The 15,067-nt window shown below is 37.9% G+C and carries 11 protein-coding genes; 5 read left to right on the forward strand and 6 right to left on the reverse strand.

Annotated features, from left to right (window positions below; all coding sequences use genetic code 11):
- Nucleotides 1-45 precede the first annotated feature (45 nt).
- The 5 genes from FBD94_RS13700 to murB all read right to left on the reverse strand — a co-directional run bounded on the left by FBD94_RS13700 (nt 46) and on the right by murB (nt 6,292).
- The gene (locus FBD94_RS13700; RefSeq protein ID WP_136880590.1) at nt 46-2,448 is read right to left on the reverse strand and encodes an outer membrane beta-barrel family protein; all 2,403 of its coding nucleotides are present in this window, start codon (nt 2,446-2,448) and stop codon (nt 46-48) included.
- Nucleotides 2,449-2,520: 72 nt separating this feature from the next.
- Nucleotides 2,521-3,801 (reverse strand): sensor histidine kinase, encoded by a 1,281-nt coding sequence (locus tag FBD94_RS13705; RefSeq protein WP_136880591.1) that lies wholly within the window; start codon nt 3,799-3,801, stop codon nt 2,521-2,523.
- Nucleotides 3,798-4,472: a response regulator transcription factor gene (locus FBD94_RS13710; protein WP_136880592.1), complete on the reverse strand. Its 675-nt coding sequence runs from the start codon at nt 4,470-4,472 to the stop codon at nt 3,798-3,800. Before FBD94_RS13710 ends, FBD94_RS13705 begins: the two co-directional genes overlap by 4 nt.
- Before the next feature lie 102 nt (nt 4,473-4,574).
- On the reverse strand, nt 4,575-5,105 hold the full coding sequence (locus FBD94_RS13715; RefSeq protein ID WP_131612936.1) for an RNA polymerase sigma factor: 531 nt from the start codon (nt 5,103-5,105) through the stop codon (nt 4,575-4,577).
- 170 nt (nt 5,106-5,275) lie between these two features.
- A complete protein-coding gene (gene murB, locus FBD94_RS13720) occupies nt 5,276-6,292 on the reverse strand; it encodes a UDP-N-acetylmuramate dehydrogenase (RefSeq protein ID WP_136880593.1) in 1,017 nt (338 codons plus the stop codon).
- Nucleotides 6,293-6,445: 153 nt separating this feature from the next.
- On the opposite strand from murB, the gene FBD94_RS13725 reads away from it, so the two are divergent.
- From FBD94_RS13725 to FBD94_RS13745, 5 genes are all read left to right on the forward strand, one after another.
- On the forward strand, nt 6,446-7,057 hold the full coding sequence (locus FBD94_RS13725) for a TetR/AcrR family transcriptional regulator (RefSeq protein ID WP_131612938.1): 612 nt from the start codon (nt 6,446-6,448) through the stop codon (nt 7,055-7,057).
- 114 nt (nt 7,058-7,171) lie between these two features.
- A complete protein-coding gene (locus FBD94_RS13730) occupies nt 7,172-7,783 on the forward strand; it encodes a TetR/AcrR family transcriptional regulator (RefSeq protein ID WP_131612939.1) in 612 nt (203 codons plus the stop codon).
- Between the two features lie 7 nt (nt 7,784-7,790).
- A complete protein-coding gene (locus FBD94_RS13735) occupies nt 7,791-9,131 on the forward strand; it encodes a TolC family protein (RefSeq protein ID WP_136880594.1) in 1,341 nt (446 codons plus the stop codon).
- A complete protein-coding gene (locus tag FBD94_RS13740; protein WP_136880595.1) occupies nt 9,131-10,195 on the forward strand; it encodes an efflux RND transporter periplasmic adaptor subunit in 1,065 nt (354 codons plus the stop codon). Before FBD94_RS13735 ends, FBD94_RS13740 begins: the two co-directional genes overlap by 1 nt.
- 7 nt (nt 10,196-10,202) lie before the next feature.
- A complete protein-coding gene (locus FBD94_RS13745) occupies nt 10,203-13,394 on the forward strand; it encodes an efflux RND transporter permease subunit (protein ID WP_131612942.1) in 3,192 nt (1,063 codons plus the stop codon).
- A 182-nt stretch (nt 13,395-13,576) separates the two neighbouring features.
- On the opposite strand, the gene FBD94_RS13750 is transcribed toward FBD94_RS13745, so the two are convergent.
- On the reverse strand, nt 13,577-15,055 hold the full coding sequence (locus FBD94_RS13750; RefSeq protein WP_136880596.1) for an alpha-L-fucosidase: 1,479 nt from the start codon (nt 15,053-15,055) through the stop codon (nt 13,577-13,579).
- Nucleotides 15,056-15,067: the final 12 nt, after the last annotated feature.

Here is a 15,067-nt window from a genome sequence, read left to right on the forward strand (position 1 = left end):
ACTAGCAAAACTAAATGAAAGTTTTGTGTAAACACTTAAATTAATTTAAAACTTATAACTGTAACCTAATCTGAACACCTGAGTTTCATAATAATCAGTACTGTTTAAACGAAAACCATTACCAATTATATCTTTTTTAACCTGCAAGGTATTTAAAATGTCTGTTCCATTAAAAAACAACTCGCCTTTACCATGCTGTATTTGTTTTTTCACCCCCAAATCCAGTGAAAACCTAGCCCCTATTTTCCCTTGTGGGATAAGATCAGGAGCGAGATAAATGGCTGACAACTGTAATTCTGCCTTTTTAGGCAGTTTAAACATCGTATTTAGTTTTGAATTCCAGGAAGTAATGCTTTCCTTATCCATACTGTATATAGTTGGGATAGGGTATCTATTCTCAACCGTAAAGGCATCAATTGTATTTCTATACAAAGCTCCACTTAAATTAATGGAAACCCAGGGCCTTAACTCTTGTTGCAAAGTAAGCTCGCCACCTGCATTATGACTATTACCAGCATTCTGAAAAATATTATAGATAAGCGGGCTGCCTGGTACAGTCGTCGCTATACGCGCAATGGTTGCGTTTATTCTTTTACCGTATAAAGCAGAATAAAGACTGCCCTTTTCCCAGCTTACTTTATGCCCCAACTCTAAACTTTTAGTAAACTGCGGGCGCAAAGTAGGGTTACCAACCTTGATCACTACTGACTCATCGTACTTCGGAAAAACCCTTATATCGACTTCATTTGGCCTATCTACCCGCTCATTGTAATAAATAGAAAGCTTGTTAGCGCCATTTAGCTTGTACCCCAAACGGATGTTTGGAAAAAGTCGAAAATAATCATACCCATCGCTTTTATAGGTATTGTGATTTGGGTTTACATCATAATTCACCTTCACATATTCCAGCCTCAAGCCAGCCTCTACCTCAAAGACATTACTCTCAAAAACATAATTACTATATACCGCAGGTATGATTTCTTTATAGTCGGCCCATCCACCAGCATTAACATCCAGCGGAGAATTCAAGCCCGGAAAAAACTGCATATTGGTAGGAATGCTCCGGTTTCTTAACTTAAATCCGCTTTCAATCCGACCATGTTTAAGCGGTTTGATATAATCCAAATTCAGATCCGCCACATGCTCGTCAGACAGTAACTTAAAAGAGTCTTGACCTGTAAAAGTGGGCATTATATCGGTAAAAAAGTATTTCTCATCTTCGCGATGAAAAGTATAGTTAAAGGCTGCATTTAACAGGTGCCCGGGTTGCTTAAATTTATGTTGATACAGCAAGGCACCAGTAGCCGTATATTTCACCTCATCTTCCAAAAACTGCCATAAACGTCTTCTTTCAGTCAGATCTACATTAAAATAAGGGATGTCGCCATCATCTAAAATTTTCTCCCGATTCAAATAAGCTGAGAAAGTAAAAGTATTATTGTCATCTGGGTTCCAGTCTACCCCAGTTTTAACAGTAGAAAAAGTAGTTGTTCTATTTCTTTTTACCTGCTGCTTAATGATCGTACCATCATCATATAACCGCTCTGCAAATTCATTACGATTTAGCGTTTGTGTATACAACCAATCGGCCTGAAGAAAGGTATTCAGTTTATTTTTGCGGTAATTAAGTGAGAGTGAAGGATTAATTTTAGGAGTAGCCTGGTATTGAGGTCTTATTCCAGGCAAATTCTCTTTACGCAGCCACAATGCTCCCAAGCCTGTAGTTATTCCTATCTTCCCGTTTAATCCCTCCTGCCTGTTCTTTTTATAAATAATATTAATGATACCTGCATTACCATTTGCATCATAGCGTGCTGATGGGTTATTGATCACTTCAATCCGCTCAATAGCCGAAGCTGGAATATTATCTAAGCCGGTTTGACTGCCAAAACCTGTAATTGCGTTTTGCTTCCCATCAATCAGCACTGCGATTTTATCATTCCCGCGAAGCTGAACTTTGCCATCCTGAACGGTTACACCCGGAAGATTTTGCATCGCCTGCAAAACTGATCCACCAGCCTGACTGATATTATTAGCAAGCGTAAAAATCTGTTTATCCATTTTATCAGACACGACCTCTTGCAGTTTACCAGCAATTACAACCTGCTCCAACAGCTTCGCATCCTCTTTCAGATTAATTGTTCCGAGATCCAGAAATGCGCTCATTACACCAATTGTTGTTGGATGCTTATAAGTTTTATAACCTACAACAGAAACCTCAAGTATATAAGTGCCGTTTTTTACTCCAGACAAAGTATATCGTCCTTCGTCATTGGTAATCGTACCAGAGATAAAACTACTATCAGCTTGTTTTTTAAGCGCTACATTAACATAAGGAATCGCGGCACTTTTACCATCTTTCACCAGCCCAGAGATCGTAATTAAAGGTGTTTGTGCTTTTAAGAAGGTGGTAAACAGCAAGGCTGCAAATAAAAGGACCTTAGACATAACAGTTATTTTCTTGTTCGGATTTCATTTTATCCAACAATAATAACAACCGATTTAGAATTAATTCTGAACCTAAAAGGACAACACAAAAACATGAACTCCATTTTCGAAGTTATAGCTGACATTCCATTGATAACGACTGCAGATCTCCCTAACAATAGCAAGCCCTAACCCCGTCCCAGGGCTGTTTGCATCAGCTGAGCTAAAGCGTTTAAAAAGCTTTTCAGAATTTAAGGACGCCTCTCCGGAATTAGATATGGTTAAGCTATCCTGCTCCAAACGAATATTGATCTCTCCGTTTTTAACAGTATGTCTCACCGCATTCATTAATATATTGGTCAGCATAATTTCTACCAGCACCCTATTACCTTTCATAGTTATATCTGGGGCAATTTGCTCCTGTAACTTTAAATTCTTAGTAGCTAGAAAATCCGATAGCTGTGCAATCTGCTCTTCCAATTGCAGGGATATATTGATACTTTCTTGATCTGCATATTGCTGGTTTTCTATCTTAGCCAGTAGCAACAGGTTCTTATTTATTCGAGATACTCTTGTTAAAGCCTTATGGGTTTCATCAATAATTGCAGACTGTTGAGCAGAAAGTGATTGACTTTGTAATAACAGATCTAATTTCGATTGAATCACAGCCAGAGGAGTTTGTAATTCGTGAGATGCATTTTCAGTAAACTCCCTTTGCTGCCTGTAAACATTAATGCTACCATCCATCAACCTGCTTACACTACTGTTCATCTCTTCAAACTCAATTACATCTGTTTTGTCAAACTCGGGCTTTTTCAAGCTACTTAAGTCAAAGGATTTTATTTTTTGAAGGCTCTCGTAAAATGATCGCCATAATTGAGTCGAAATCTTTTTGTTTAACCGAATAAAGCCAATCAGTAAAATAATAAAAAACAATGCTGTAACAGCAGTAATAGCTAAAATGGTTTCATAGCTCTCTTCCAAATTAGTCTCGATAGTAACGCTATAAAACTTACCATTCAATTCAAAATAGGTTACCCGACCTTCATACCGGTCAAGCCCCTTGCTTGGGATATAGGTATTTTTTCGATATTCATTATAGGTACTGTCTGGTCGCAAAGCATCCACCTCACGCAGCTTTGTTTCGGGCTGTATCCGATTCCAAAGTGCAATGCTTTTTTCCATCTCCCCATCTTTAAACTTGATTGAACGAAAATTTTGCTTTGTAGCCTCACTTTTAATGCGATTGTGCTCACCCACCTCACGAACCCATATAAAATCAATAATGATGAAATAAACAGGAATACTGCACAACAGCACTATAAATGAGTAAAGTGTAAAAATCCGTAAAGGTTTATTTAGTAAGTTTTTCATAGTTCCCATTTATAACCGCTACCATAAATGGTTTTTAAATAGTTAGCACAACCGGCCTCTGTAAGTTTCTTTTTGAGGTTTTTAATATGCGCATAGATAAAATCATGGTTATCCAACATATCTGCCAGCTCACCCGAAAGATGCTCTGCAATTGCGCTTTTAGATACCACTTTATTTTTGTTGGCGATAAAATAAAGCAACAAGTCCAGCTCTTTTTTTGTAAGCGGAATAAGCTCCTGATGTACTTTTACGGATTTACCGAGCAAATCAATTTGTAACTCATTTAGTTGTATTACGTTTGTATTGGCAAAACTCCGTCTTCTGATTACGGAGTAGATTCTGGCGGCGAGCTCAGGTAAATGAAATGGCTTAGCCAGATAATCATCCGCACCAATATGCAAACCTTGTATTTTATCATCCAATGAATTCTTTGCAGAGATGATAATTACCCCATCCTGCTTATTTAAGCTTTTAAGTCTTTCCAGAATCTGCATGCCATTTCCGCCGGGCAGCATGATATCCAACAGAATACAATCATATTCATAAACCTCAACCTTTTCAAGCGCTTCCTGATAAGTAGCGGCAAATTCACACAGATAATGCTCTCCTGATAAATAATCAGCTATACTTTGTGCCAGTTCGCGTTCATCTTCAATAATCAGGACTTTCATTACGTAAATCTACATTTGTAATCTGAATATTTTCTGAATTCGAAAACTTATCCCACAAAAAAAGGCACCATAAGGTGCCTCGTTATGGGGTTGTAAAACCAATTAAATCACTTCGGTACCCAGTATATCTTTTGAATAGGTTTTTAAATATTTTTTAAGGATCTGACGGGCAACATGGATTCTTGTTTTAACTGTACCTATAGGAATTTCTAGCATTTCTGCTATTTCATGATATTTATAGCCTTCAAAATATTTTACAAATGGAATGTAATATTCAGGCTGTAATGTGGCTAAGGCTTTGTGGATATCGCCGATAATAAACTTACTTTCGCTTGTATTTTTTGTTGCGCTGTAATGCAAATTGGCTGAAGAAATATCATCAGATTTTGTAATTAATGCATTTGTTTTTACCAAACGCCTATAATTATTAATAAACGTATTCTTCATAATTGTAAACAGCCAACCCTTCAAATTCGTTCCTTCTTTAAACTTTCCGTAGTAGGTAACCGCCTTAAGCATGGTGTCTTGCACAAGGTCATTCGCATCTTCAAGGTCTTTAGTAAAATTTAGGGCAAAGGACTGTAATGATCCCGAATGGTCGTGCAGCTGTACGTTGAACTCATTTTTTGTCATAGTGTTTTAGTTTTTAAGGTTAATAAAACAAACAAAACAATTATTGAGTGAGTGGCGCTCAAAATTTGTTTAATAATACATACTAATCCCTATACAAGATATGTACCAAAAAAACAGATTCAATGTTAAGAAATAAATTAAGGGGGTTAACAACACCAAACAGGTAGATATTACAGAATATTTACTTCCCGCTCGAGCATTACACCAAATTTTATATAGACTGTATTTATGATTTCTTCTGAAAAACTATACACTTCAGCTCCGGTTGCATCGCCATGATTAACGAGTACTAGTGCCTGGTTTTTCCATGTGCCGGTATGACCAACCACCTTACCTTTAAAACCGCATTGCTCTATAAGCCAGCCTGCTGCCAATTTAATTTTATCATTTGGAGCTGGATAATGAACCATATCCGGGAATTTTGCAAACACCTTTTCAAAGGCTAAACGGTCTATTACAGGGTTTTTAAAAAAGCTTCCTGCATTACCGATTGTTGAAGGATCAGGTAATTTGCTTACCCTTATATCTGCCACAACCTGCGATATATCTGCGATGGTTGGATTGGTTATATTTCGATTTACAAGCTCGGTTTGTATAGCACCGTACTTGGTGTTGATCTGCGCCTCGGTACTCAATTTAAAAGTAACTCCTGTAATGATGTATCGGCCTTTCAGTTCGTTTTTAAACACGCTATCCCGGTAACCAAATTTACATTCCTCAAAATTAAATGTGCGTTCTTCAGCGGTAGTAATTTCGTAAGCTGTACAAGCATAAAAAACATCCTTAAGCTCTACACCATATGCACCTATATTTTGTATTGGCGAAGCACCCACAGTACCCGGAATGAGGCTTAAATTTTCGACACCTGCAAAACCACTACCTACACAATAATTTACAAAATCATTCCATACCACACCAGCACCTGCGGTCACCAACACCTCATTACCCTCAACTATAGCAGTAATACCCGGTATGCTCATCTTTATCACCAATCCATTAAAATCTTTCGTAAATAAGAGATTACTTCCCCCACCCAAAACCAACAACTGCTGTTCTTTAACAATCGGTAGTAACAGCAGATCCTTTAAATAAGATTCACTAAAGACCTCTGCAAAAAAACTAGAGCTAACGGCTACGCCAAATGTGTTATAGGATTTTAAGGATATATTTTCTTGTATAAGTGACATAGATATATAGATATAAGATATACAGCGCAAATGTAATTGTTAGCAGTTGTAATAAACATGTTAAAAGCAATATTTAAAAATTATGCCTATTTTTCGGCTAAATATTAAAGCTTTTTAAAAGAACTTATATCAAAGGAGAATTGTAGTATTTATATGGAAAATCAGGATAGAAAAAGAGGTATAATTATCGAAGCTGCGTTAAAACGGTTTGCACATTATGGGTTATCAAAAACCACAATGACCGAGATAGCAAAGGATGTATCTTTCTCTAAAGCACTGCTTTACTATTATTTCCCGGATAAGCTAAGCTTATATGTGAGCGCGATAGAACACCTGATGCAGATCATCAGCAGAGACTTGGTTAAATCCATTGACAAGACCAGTAGTTCAACCGAAGGAATATTCAAATTATTACAAAAAAGACAATCTTTTATTCAGAAATACTACAATTTACTGGAATCAACACAAATTATTGGCAACGAATTACCAGATGATCTCTATGAAAAATTCAGTAAAGCAAGAGCTTTTGAGACCATAATCATCGGATCACTATTTACTCGCGGTATTTCACACGGAGAATTCGAAATAGAAAATCCGAAGCTCGCGACCGAGATATTTATTGACGCTTTGTCGGGCATACACTTCAACATTATGTCCAAAGACAAGAATATCTTCCCTGGAAAAGAACAGTTTAAGCAAATATTTTTGAAAGAAAGAGTGTTTGCCGAGATCTTCCTACAAGGCTTAAGGCCACATTCCACCTAACAATAGTCATAATATTGTAAGTTTATGCCGCTTTTGGGCCTAAAATTCCATATGTAAAATTATGGCCGTATTTTTGACTCTTGATATAAAAAAGTCAGAAAGTAAAAAAGTAGAATGGTAGAGACAGATAAAAAAAGAGAAACAATTATTGAGGGTGCAATAAAACGTTTCATTCATTACGGAATCAGTAAAACCACAATGAATGAAATTGCAGAAGACCTATCGGTATCCAAACCCTCTTTATATTATTATTTTCCTGATAAAAGCAGTCTGGTATTAGGAGTAATAGAGAAAATATTTAACGATTATTTTGCGCATCTAGACCCTGGAAAAGCAACAGAAATTTCATTGGAACAGTGCATGGCTAACTATGTAGAAATAAGACATCGCTTTTTCCAAAAGTACTATATGTTGCATTTATCAAGTGGCAGCCCTGATTCATCGTTAAACTCTGATGAGCTTAAAAAGCACTTCATGACCATGCATGCTAAAAACATACAGCTTCATGCGGATCTATTTCAAGTAGCCATAGACAAAAATGAAATTGCGCCAACAGACGCATACAAAACTGCAGAACTATATCTTGATTCTCTAGCCGGAATTACTTCATTGTGTATCCTGCATGGCAATAAAGAACTGTTCCCAAGTAAAAAAGAAATGAAAAATATATTGGAAAGGCAATTGAGCTTATCTAGCATATTTATTAAAGGATTAAAAAATCAATAAACTATATATGAATACAATAATTAAACAGATAAAAATAATTCCGGTGTTGTTGCTGGGCTTGTTATTATCTAATACAGTGAGCGCTCAGCAATCATTAACATTGAAAGAAGCCTTAAATTACGCGGTACAGAATAGTGTAAAAGTTCGTAAAGCAAAACTTGACATCGATGGTGGTAAATATAAAACCGAAGAAGTAAGAGCTCAGGCTTTACCACAAATCACAGGTACTGCCGGCTTAACCTACAACCCTATTATTGGTCAATTGGTAGCTAATATCGGCGGAACTACGCAATCATTTAAAATGGGCCAAAATTGGAATTCTTCTGCCGGGGTCCAGCTTTCGCAACAGCTATTCAATCAACAGGTTTTCACAGGCTTACAAGCCGCAAGATCTAGTGAAGAATATTACAGTCTTACTTCTCAATTAACAGAGGAGCAGATTATTGAATTGGTAGCTAACAACTATTACCAGGTATTGGTAAACAGAGAACAACTGAGTGTGTTAGACAACAACATTAAAAATGTAAGCGCTACTGAAAAAATCTCAGCTGATCAATATAAAAATGGTTTAGCTAAAAAAATTGATTTAGACCGTATCAGAGTGAAGCTGACTAATTTATTAACACAGCGTGAGCAAACTTCAAATTCAATTTTACAATTTGAAAATCAGTTAAAGTTTGCCATGGGGATGCCGGTAAATACTCAAATTACTTTGCCAAAAACAGAACTTACAGAAGTAACTAAATTGCCTCAGTTCACTGACTCTCTTGCTTTGGATAACAGAACAGAAATCAAAATTTTGAACAGCCAGGACAAACTGCTATCGTTGCAACGTAAAGCCTATGTAGCTGAGTATTATCCAAGCTTAGCGTTAACAGGAAACTATACCTATTCGAGCCAGAACGGTGGATTTGATTTCTTAAGTTCTAGCAATACTGCTATCGGTTATGGTGCATCAGCTGTTGGCCTGACTTTAAAAGTGCCCATCTTTAATGGTTTCTTAACCCGTTCAAAAATTCGCCAGGCCGATGTGGATATCAAAAAGGCAAATGAAGATAGAAGAGAATCAAAAAACTCCTTGAATATGGCTTACGACAATGCCAAAATTCAACTGCGCAACAGTTTAAATACGATTACTTTACAAAAACGTAATGCTGAACTGGCTGATGAAATCTATAGAAGCACGGAAAACAATTACAAAAACGGTTTGGCTACTTTAACCGATCTACTGGATACGGAAACAGCATTAACAGAAGCTCAAAACAGTTACACCCAGGCACTTTTAAACTATAAAATTGCCGAAATACAATTAATCAAATCAAACGGAAATATAAAATCGCTATTATAATGAAAAGAGGAATTATTACAGCCTTAGTAATCATACTTGCTCTAGCAGGAATTGGTATGGTATTAACCAATAATAAAAAGAAAAACGAAGCAAAAACAGCTATCGTGGCTCAAGGTGGGGGTGCTGTGAGTGTACGTACTGCTGTTATCAAAAGAGAACCAATTGACCTTGATTTTGCTGTAAACGGAGTATTTGCACCCAACCAGGAATTAAACTTCCTGTCAGAAAATGCAGGTCGTGTAACCAAAATCTACGTAAGTGAAGGCGACAGAGTGACCAAAGGTCAGATTATAGCCCGTATCGATGCAGAGATCATAAATACAGATAAAGAAACCGCTGAAGCTAATCTTCAAAATGCAATCAGAGATGAAGCTAGATACAGCAGTTCATTTAAAACTGGTGGTGTTACACAACAACAATTAGATCAAGCTAAACTTACTGTCGAAAATGCACGCTTAAAATTACAAAGTGCTTCCAGAAAAGTAAGTGATGCAAATGTAAAATCTCCAATCAATGGTATCATCAATAAAAAATACATTGAAGTTGGTGCCTTTGTAAATACACAAGGAACGCAGATGTTTGAAATCGTTGATGTATCGAAGTTAAAACTAAAAGTAAACGTTAACGAAAACCAGGTAGCTAGCATTAAAATTGGCGATCAGGCACAAATCAAATCTAATGTTTTCCCTACAGAGAACTTTGCTGGTAAAGTAAGTTTCATCGCCGCAAAAGCTGATAACTCATTAAACTTCCCTGTTGAACTTGTTGTAGAAAACAACAAAAAACAGGATATCAAAGCTGGTATGTACGGAACTGCCATATTCAAGTTCCCTAAACAAGCTCCTGCCTTAACTATCCCTCGTGGATCATTTGTAGGTAGTGTAAGCAGCAACCAGGTATTTGTATTGGAGAACGGAAACACCGCTAAAACCCGCAAAGTAGTTGCTGGAAGAATTTTAGGTGAAAACGTAGAGATCCTTGAAGGATTAAATGAAGGAGAAACCGTAATTACTAGCGGTCAAATCAACTTAGTAGACGGCACCGCTGTTGCCCCTGTAAAATAAGATTAAGATGAAGATAACAGAAATTTCTATAAAGCGTCCCAGCTTGGTTATTGTGGTTTTCTCCGCATTAACACTATTGGGACTATTGAGCTACTTTTCTTTGAGTTATGAGCTTTTGCCTAAATTCTCAAACAACGTAGTATCAATATCAACAATTTATCCGGGAGCATCTCCTAGTGAGGTAGAAAATACGGTAACCAAGAAAATCGAGGATGCCGTATCTTCCATGGAGAACGTAAAGAAACTAAATGCTGTTTCTTATGAAAGTTTATCGGTCGTAACCATTACTTTAACAGCCCAGGCGGATATCGATTTATCATTAAATGATGCCCAGCGTAAAGTAAATGCGATACTTGCTGACTTACCTACTGATGTAAAACCGCCTTCGTTAAACAAATTCTCACTGGATGACTTACCGGTGATTACCATGTCGGCATCTGCAAAGATGGACGATGCAGCCTTCTACGATTTGATGGATAAGCGTATATCACCTATCCTATCCAGGGTAAGTGGTGTAGCTCAGGTAAACTTAGTAGGTGGACAAGAACGTGAGATTGAAGTTGGTTTAAATGCGGATAAGATTCAGGGTTACGGATTATCTGTTCCTCAAATTCAACAAGCTATTTTAAGCTCCAACCTCGATTTCCCTACAGGAAGTGTGAAAACTGCTGATGAGGATATTTTGATCCGTTTATCAGGTAAGTACAAGAGTGTAGATGAGTTGAGAAACCTGGTTGTTGCAACTAGTAAAACGGGTGCTCAAATCCGTTTAAAGGATGTAGCTGATGTTCAGGATTCACAGAAAGAAGTAGAGAAGATTGCGCGTATCGACAGAACCGGTGCTATTGCCGTGCAGATCATTAAACAAACTGATGCCAATGCGGTAGAGGTAAGTAAGCAAATGCACAAAACGATTGAAACTTTGCAAAAGGATTATGCGACAAACAACCTGCAAATCAAAATTGTAAACGACAGCTCGATATTCACATTAGAATCAGCAGACGCGGTAATTCACGATTTAATTCTTGCGATTATCCTCGTAGCGTTTGTAATGCTTTTCTTCTTGCATAGTTTACGTAACGCTGCAATTGTAATGGTTGCTATTCCAGCTTCATTAATTGCCACCTTTATCGGAATTAGCTTGTTAGGCTATACGCTAAATCTGATGTCGTTACTGGGCTTATCACTCGTGGTAGGCATCCTTGTGGATGATGCGATTGTGGTACTGGAGAACATCTACAGACACATGGAGATGGGTAAAAACAAGGTGCGTGCAGCTTACGATGCAACCAGCGAAATTGGTTTTACCGTTGTATCCATCACTTTAGTAATTGTGGTTGTGTTCTTCCCAATTACAGTAAGTACAGGTTTGGTATCCAACATCCTTCGTCAGTTCTGTGTGGTGGTAATCATCGCGACATTGCTCTCGCTTGTGGCTTCATTTACCATCGTTCCATTGCTATCATCAAGATTTGGTAAACTGGAAAAAATAGAAGGTAAAAACGCTTTCGGACGTTTCATTTTATGGTTCGAGAAACAGTTACATACTTTCACTGTATGGATTACAGGTATCCTGGAGTGGACTTTAAAGCACAAAGCAATTACACTTATCGGTGTATTCATGTTGCTATTAAGTTCTTGCGGATTAACCATTGGTGGTTTTATCGGTTCAGAGTTTTTCCCTAAGAGTGATAAAGGAGAATTCCTTGTTCAGATAGAATTACCGAAAGATGCTTCTATTGAGAAAACCAATCAGGTTACTCAAAAAGCAGAGGCTTTCTTGCAAGGTAAAAAAGAGATCGTACAAATGATCACGACAGTGGGTCAGGCAAGTGGTGACTTTGGTGGTACGCAGGCTACTGCCTACAAATCAGAGATCAATGTTAAATTGGTAGATCGTAAAGATCGTGCGGACGAATCAAGTATATATGCTACTAAAATCAGTCGTGAGCTTGCTCATTACTTAGTAGGCGCAAAAGTAAAAACAGTTCCAATCAGTATTTTGGGTATTGCAGAAAATGCACCTATCCAACTGGTAGTAATGGGCCCTGATTTAGAAAGTGCCTTAAAATATGCCGAAGGTGCGAAAAAAGTACTTGCTGGTATTAAAGGTTCTGCCGAATTAAAATTATCTGTAGAGAAAGGTAGTCCGGAAATTAACGTTCAGGTAGATCGTGATAAGATGGCAGCTTTAGGCTTAACCTTACAAACGGTAGGTACAACCATGCAAACTGCATTTAGCGGTAACACCGATGGTAAATACCGTCAAGGTGAGTACGAGTACGACATCAATATCCGTTACCAGGCATTTAACCGAAAAAACATTGACGATGTTAGAAACCTGATCTTTATCAACGCTAATGGTCAACAGGTTAAATTATCGCAGTTTGCGGAGATTAAAGAAGGTTCAGGTCCAAGTCAGCTAGAAAGACGTGATAAGAGTACATCAGTAACCGTACAAGCACAGTCTATCGGTAGACCAACAGGTACCATCGTATCTGAATTCCAGACAAAACTGGAAGAGCTGGAGAAAAGTGGTGAACTGAAAAAACCTACAGGTGTATCTTATGTTTGGGGTGGTGATCAAGAAAACCAGAGTGAAGGTTTCGGTACTTTAGGTATTGCTTTATTGGCCTCTATAATATTGGTATACCTGATCATGGTTGCGCTCTATGATAGTTTTGTTTATCCACTGGTAGTAATGTTCTCGATCCCGTTATCGGTTATCGGAGCGCTATTGGCACTTGCCTTAGCAAACCAGTCACTAGGTATCTTTACCATCTTAGGTTTGATCATGTTGATTGGTCTAGTGGCCAAGAATGCGATCATCCTGGTCGATTTCACCAATCAGATGAAAGCAGAAGGAAAAACTACTCATGAAGCGTTAGTTCTTGCTAACCATGCCCGTTTACGTCCGATCCTGATGACAACCATCGCCATGGTTATTGGTATGTTGCCAATTGCATTAGCGAGTGGTGCCGGTGCAGAATGGAAAAATGGTTTGGCCTGGGTAATTGTTGGTGGTCTAACCAGTTCATTATTCTTAACCCTTATCGTGGTTCCGGTAATGTATCAGGTATTTGATAACATCCTAAATTACTTTGGATTCAACAAAAAAGGTAAAACCATTGATGAATTATTGGAAGAACCTTATACACATAAAGAAGTGAAAGAGTATGAAATGGACCATGTTCATTAATAGCTTAAGCTGATCGTAAAAAAGGCCGAAACATAAGTTTCGGCCTTTTTTGTGATTACTATTTTTTGTTTTACGGTCGTCATCCTGAATTCATTTCAGGACCTCGCACCTGCAAAATTTTCTTTCTCTTGAGGGATCCTGAAATGAATTCAGGATGACGATGCGCATTAACAGTACAGCCCTTAATTTTTATTGATGTTACTAATATGAACGGTATATGCAGGTTGTTCAGCAAGTTCGTTCAAATAGAATGCTGGTAAATCTAACTCTAGTCCCGCAGCAACTTTACGCCATTTAATAGTTTTGTTTGATCCTAGTAATTTAACCTTCGCATTACCTTGCGCATTAACACCTTTTAATAAAAATTTACCCACCGGTAATTTTGGAAGGATGGCGTAAAGGTTATTACCCTTACTTGTAAAAAAAGCTTCCTTAACGGCATAACCAGGATCTGGATCTACAGTTTGTTTAAGGATATAACTTCCCCCTTCGCTCCCTTCCTTTTTAGGCTGCCAATCTGTTTTTCCGGCCGACCACTGGAAAGTATTTTTCCATTTGCGAGTACCATAGATGGCTTCGCCATTAACTTTCATCCAGGCACCTATCTGCAACAAACGCTCCTGCATAATAGCTGGAATTTTACCATTGGCATCAGGTCCTATATCCAATAAAAGATTACCCCCACTACTTACAATATTAACCAACATTAAAATTAAAGTCTGCGCAGAATTATAGTCCTGCAAGTCCTCGTTTTTATTAAAGCCAAAAGAAAAGCCCATGCCTCGGCATTCCTCCCAGGGTTTATCGGCGGCAAAGTCAGCAGCATATTCGGTGGTGTAGTAACCTCCGTGTTTCTTCCTGGTATCTTTTCCCCATCTGTCGTTTACAATAACCTGATCTTTAACTGGCGACTCGTTATAAAGCCATGCCAGCAGTTCTTCAGATTTCCAGTCCTTATCAGACATTTCCCACTCACCATCAGCCCATAAAAGATCTGGCTTATACTTTGTTACCAGATCTTTCACCTGAGGGAAGAGGTGTTCGTCAACAAATCTTTTTTTATCGCTTTGCCAAAGCGGGTTATACCATTCGAATAAAGAATAATAGAATCCCATTTTCATATCAGTCTTACGAACTGCATCAGCCAGCGCAGCTACAAGATCTTGTTTCGGCCCTGTTTCCACACTGTTCCATGGTCTGGAGTATGCTTTAGAAGCCTCTTTATTTGGCCATAATGAAAATCCGTCATGATGTTTGGAAGTAAGCACAACGTACTTAGCACCAGCAGCCTCCATTAATTTTGCCCAATCGTCTGGTTTGTAATCTTCAGCTTTAAACAGATCACCAAAATTGTAATAGGAATAATCTTTACCATAAACCTTATTGTGGTGTTCATTCACGGCCTTATCCTTTTGGTTGAGCCAGTATTGATACCATTCAGAATACATTCCTTTAGGTGCCCAGGCAGGCACAGAGTAAGGCCCCCAATGGATAAAAATGCCAAACTTAGCGTCTTCAAACCATCCTGGAAGCGGCCTTTTGTCCAACGAAGCCCAGTTGGCCTCGTATTTTGCAGACTGTCCAAAAGCATTAAATGAAGTATTGAATAAGGTAAAAATAAGAATTAAGGTTCCTATTGATAAAAATGGTGATCTGTTCATGTACTTTAAGCT

Origin of the sequence: Pedobacter hiemivivus, assembly GCF_005144565.1 — a bacterium.
Taxonomy (GTDB): Bacteria; Bacteroidota; Bacteroidia; order Sphingobacteriales; family Sphingobacteriaceae; genus Pedobacter; species Pedobacter hiemivivus.

Bases quoted from the DNA above. Each gene is read 5' to 3' on its own strand.
- FBD94_RS13725 (WP_131612938.1), top strand. From the start codon at position 6,446: ATGGAAAATCAGGATAGAAAAAGAGGTATAATTATCGAAGCTGCGTTA.
- FBD94_RS13750 (WP_136880596.1), bottom strand. From the start codon at position 15,055: ATGAACAGATCACCATTTTTATCAATAGGAACCTTAATTCTTATTTTT.
- FBD94_RS13745 (WP_131612942.1), top strand. From the start codon at position 10,203: ATGAAGATAACAGAAATTTCTATAAAGCGTCCCAGCTTGGTTATTGTG.
- FBD94_RS13730 (WP_131612939.1), top strand. From the start codon at position 7,172: ATGGTAGAGACAGATAAAAAAAGAGAAACAATTATTGAGGGTGCAATA.
- FBD94_RS13715 (WP_131612936.1), bottom strand. From the start codon at position 5,105: ATGACAAAAAATGAGTTCAACGTACAGCTGCACGACCATTCGGGATCA.
- FBD94_RS13740 (WP_136880595.1), top strand. From the start codon at position 9,131: ATGAAAAGAGGAATTATTACAGCCTTAGTAATCATACTTGCTCTAGCA.
- FBD94_RS13705 (WP_136880591.1), bottom strand. From the start codon at position 3,801: ATGAAAAACTTACTAAATAAACCTTTACGGATTTTTACACTTTACTCA.
- murB (WP_136880593.1), bottom strand. From the start codon at position 6,292: ATGTCACTTATACAAGAAAATATATCCTTAAAATCCTATAACACATTT.
- FBD94_RS13710 (WP_136880592.1), bottom strand. From the start codon at position 4,472: ATGAAAGTCCTGATTATTGAAGATGAACGCGAACTGGCACAAAGTATA.
- FBD94_RS13700 (WP_136880590.1), bottom strand. From the start codon at position 2,448: ATGTCTAAGGTCCTTTTATTTGCAGCCTTGCTGTTTACCACCTTCTTA.
- FBD94_RS13735 (WP_136880594.1), top strand. From the start codon at position 7,791: ATGAATACAATAATTAAACAGATAAAAATAATTCCGGTGTTGTTGCTG.